The organism is Saccharopolyspora sp., assembly GCF_017434145.1.
GTDB lineage: Bacteria > Actinomycetota > Actinomycetes > Mycobacteriales > Pseudonocardiaceae > Saccharopolyspora_C > Saccharopolyspora_C galaxeae.
This window is the reverse complement of record NZ_JAFRFW010000462.1, coordinates 1-3,344: the sequence shown is the minus strand read 5'-3', so window position 1 is coordinate 3,344 and position 3,344 is coordinate 1. Positions and strand designations below refer to the sequence as shown.

Sequence of the window (3,344 nt, the reverse complement as noted above, 5' to 3'; positions counted from 1 at the left end):
CTCGTCGGTGCGCTCGTAGCGCTTGTCGTGGTCCAGCCAGTCCCCGTAGCGGCGCTGCTCCACGGACTCACCGCCGGTGACGATGTTCAGCAGCAGCCTGCCGCCGGAGACCCGCTGGTACGTCGTCGCCATCTGCGCCGCGAGCGTCGGGGTGAGCGAGCCGGGCCGGAAGGCGACCAGGAACTTGATGCGCTTGGTGCGCCCCAGCAGCGCGGCCGTGGTGACCCACGCGTCCTGGCACCAGCTGCCGGTCGGGGTGAGCATCCCGGTGAAGCCGAGGTGCTCGACGGCCTGCGCGACCTGCGCCAGGTAGTCGACGTCCGGCTGCCTGGGCGTGTGCGCACCGGAGGCTGTGACGTGCGGACGGTCCACAATGGACCGCCCGTCGCCGTGGGTGGGCAGGAACCAGTGCAACGTGATGCTCATGGCGGCGTCCTCCCTGCGTTCGGAGATCAGGTCGACGAGCGGCGGCTCAGTGGAATGCGGCGAGCTGCGGCTGGAAGCGGGTGTCGACGTAGTCGGCGAACCGGAACGGGCGCGGGATCTCCTTGGCCTGCACGAACGCGTCCGCGAGTTGCTGCGAGGACCGGATCACCTCCGCGTCCAGCGGAATCGGCAGGTTCGGCCCCGCCTCGGTGGCCGGAGTCGTCACCTCGATCGGCAGTCCGGTGTCCTGCGCCCAGGCCCGCGCGCGTTCCGGCCGGTGCCGGTCCGAGAAGACCTGCGCCTTCGCCAGCCGCACCGCGAAGTCGGCCAGCGCGGTGTTGCGGGCCGGGTCGGCGAGCGCCGCGGTGCCCGCGATCAGGAAGTCGTAGCCGTTGGCGATGCCGGTGCCGTCGGTGAGCACCCGCGCGCCGGTTTCCAGCCGCACCTGCGAGAAGTACGGGTCCCAGATCGCCCAAGCGTCCACGTCGCCGCTGTTGAACGCGCCGAGCGCGTCGGCGGGTTGCAGGATCACCAGCTGCACGTCGTCCGGGCTCATGCCGATCTTGCGGAGGTTCAGCAGGACCTGGCCGTGCGCGGAACTGCCCCTGGCCACGGCGATCTTCTTGCCGCGCAGGTCCTCGACCCGCTGCAGCGGGGAGTCCTTGCGCACGACCAGCGCATCGCTGGTCACGTTGCCCCTGGACACCGAGATGGCCTTCACGTCGCGCTTCGCGGCCGCGGCGAACAGCGGCGGGGTGTTGCCGACGCCGCCCGCGTCGACGGCGTCCGCGGACACCGCCTCCAGCAGCGGAGGGCCGGAGGTGAACGTGGACCACTCGATGGCGTAAGGCGCGCGGTCCAGGCCCGCCGAGCGCAGCAGGGACTGCGAATTGCCCTTCTGGTCGCCGACCCGCAGCCGCACCCTGCGGAGCTCTTCGGGTCCGACCCGGTCGGGCACCGGAACCGGTTCGTTCCCGCTCGGTGTGCTCGCGCACGCGGTGAGCGCGCCCGCGGAGGTGGTCAGTACGAGTGCGGACAGGAAGTCACGACGGCGCAAGGTCGTTCGCTTTCGTTCGGCGACGGCATCTCCCGGCGGTGCGGAACTGCTGGGCACCGGCCGGTGAGCGGGACCATGCGGCCGCCGAGCGGCGACCCTTCAACGCGGTCTTCGCCGGGAATCAGCGCATCCCGGCGCGAAGGATCAGCCGCGGTGACAGATCGCGCTGGCTTGGCGCCGGAGGTCGACGTGCAGGCGCCCGGTGAGGGCGGGGCGCTCGGACATGCGCGGAAGGTTCGCAGCAGCGCGATGGACCGTCAACGTGGTCCCAGCCAGTGATATCAAGCCGGAGTGAACGGAACTTTCGTCCCGCTAGATTGGTCAAACGGTCCGTTCACTCGGAAAGAAGTTGCGCGTCGGGGGCGACCGCGCGGCCCCGCGCGAGCACCAGCCGCTGCCGGTGCAGCGCGGCGAAGTCCGCCAGCGGATCGCCGTCGAGCGCCAGCACGTCCGCCGCGCACCCGGGAGCGAGCCGACCGACCCCTGTCAGGCCGAGCGCCTGCGCCGCACCGGTGGTGGCCATGTCGAGCACCCGTTCCGCGCTCCAGCCGACCGCCTCGACGTAGTAGTTCAACGCGCCCGCGTAGTTGTCGAACACCGAGGTCGGCAGGCCGCCGTCGGTGCCGGGCACGAACCGCACGCCGAACTCGTCCATCCAGCGCACCCGCTCGACCGCGGCTCGGGCACCCGCCTCGCCGGTGATCCGGGCGAATCCGGCCCAGTCCGGCGGGTAGGCGTGGCAGACGGTGATGCCGCGGCGGGCGATCTCGCGCGCGACGTCGTCGCGCAGGTCGGCTCCCTCGCCACCGGTGGCCTGCCACGAGCAGTGCTCCAGGGTGTCGACCCCGGCCTCGACCGCGGCCACGATCGCGTCGGTGCCGTGCGCGTGCGCGGCCACCGGAAGCTCGTACTCGGCGGCCGTTTTGACCACCAGCGCCAGTTCGTCGCCGTCGAACTGGTTCTGCCAGGTGGGCGCCGATTCCCGGGTCATCTGGCCGCCGCTGGCCATCACCTTGATCACGTCGGCGCCGAGCTCGGCGTTGCGGCGGATCCGGTCGCGGATCGCCTCCGGGCCGTCCACTTCGCCGCCGAAGAACCAGCAGTGCCCCTTCGGCGGAGTGAGCGGCGGGCCGGAACCGAGCAGGCGCGGACCGGTGATTTCCCCGCGGTCGATCGAATCGCGCACCCGCAGCACGAGCCCGCCGCGATCCCCCAGATCCCGCAAGGTGGTGACCCCGGCGCGGAGGGCCTGCTGCGCGCGACCGGCGATGCCGAGCAGCAGCTGCTCGTCACCGGCCTCCTGATACCGGTCCAGCATTCCGAAACCGGCATCCCAAACCAGGTGCACGTGGCCGTTGATCAAGCCGGGCAGCACGGTGGCTGCGCTGTGCCGCACGGCTTCGGCACCGGCTTGCGCTTCGACCTCGGCGCGCGGGCCGACCGCGGTGATCGTGTCGTCGTCGACGAGCACCGCTCCGTCCGGGATCCGTTCCCCGGCCGGGCCTACCAGCACTTGACCTGCGGTGATGAGTCGCTGCACCGGAACCTCTCATTCCTGCTCGGGCATGGCCTCGGCGAGCCGGACGAGCTCGGCCACGTCGCTGTCCACCGTCGTGTTCGCGGCAGCCGGCGCGGCGACCAGCAGCGGCGCGTCCGAGGAGGGCGTGTGCCCGCGCTCGCGCAGCCACAGGGCGCGGCGCACCGCGGCCGCCTGCTCGCCCGGTGGGTCCGCGCTGCTGTAACCGACGTCGCGCAGCCAGGGCGAAAGCTTCGAAAGCCCGTCCCGGCATTCCACCGACCGGCGCCAGTACTCCCGGTGCAGCTGGCCGGGGGAGAGCCGGTCGCGCCACAGCCTCCCGGG

At 72.0% G+C, this 3,344-nt stretch carries 5 protein-coding genes; all 5 read right to left on the bottom strand.

The genetic code is table 11. The features are described from left to right. A partial coding sequence (locus tag IJH84_RS12765) for an LLM class flavin-dependent oxidoreductase (RefSeq protein WP_295144452.1) occupies positions 1–426 on the bottom strand: 426 nt, incomplete at its 3' end. Between the two features lie 46 nt (positions 427–472). Next, entirely contained in the window at positions 473–1,384 is a 912-nt protein-coding gene (locus tag IJH84_RS12760) for an ABC transporter substrate-binding protein (protein WP_295144449.1), read from the bottom strand. Between the two features lie 243 nt (positions 1,385–1,627). Then, the gene (locus IJH84_RS29275) at positions 1,628–1,708 is read right to left on the bottom strand and encodes a putative leader peptide (protein ID WP_367269018.1); all 81 of its coding nucleotides are present in this window, start codon (positions 1,706–1,708) and stop codon (positions 1,628–1,630) included. 109 nt (positions 1,709–1,817) lie between these two features. After that, positions 1,818–3,023 (bottom strand): amidohydrolase family protein, encoded by a 1,206-nt coding sequence (locus tag IJH84_RS12750; RefSeq protein ID WP_295144442.1) that lies wholly within the window; start codon positions 3,021–3,023, stop codon positions 1,818–1,820. A 9-nt stretch (positions 3,024–3,032) separates the two neighbouring features. Beyond that, a partial coding sequence (locus tag IJH84_RS12745; RefSeq protein WP_367269017.1) for a DUF6545 domain-containing protein occupies positions 3,033–3,344 on the bottom strand: 312 nt, incomplete at its 5' end.

Bases quoted from the DNA above. Each gene is read 5' to 3' on its own strand.
- IJH84_RS29275 (WP_367269018.1), bottom strand. From the start codon at position 1,708: ATGTCCGAGCGCCCCGCCCTCACCGGGCGCCTGCACGTCGACCTCCGG.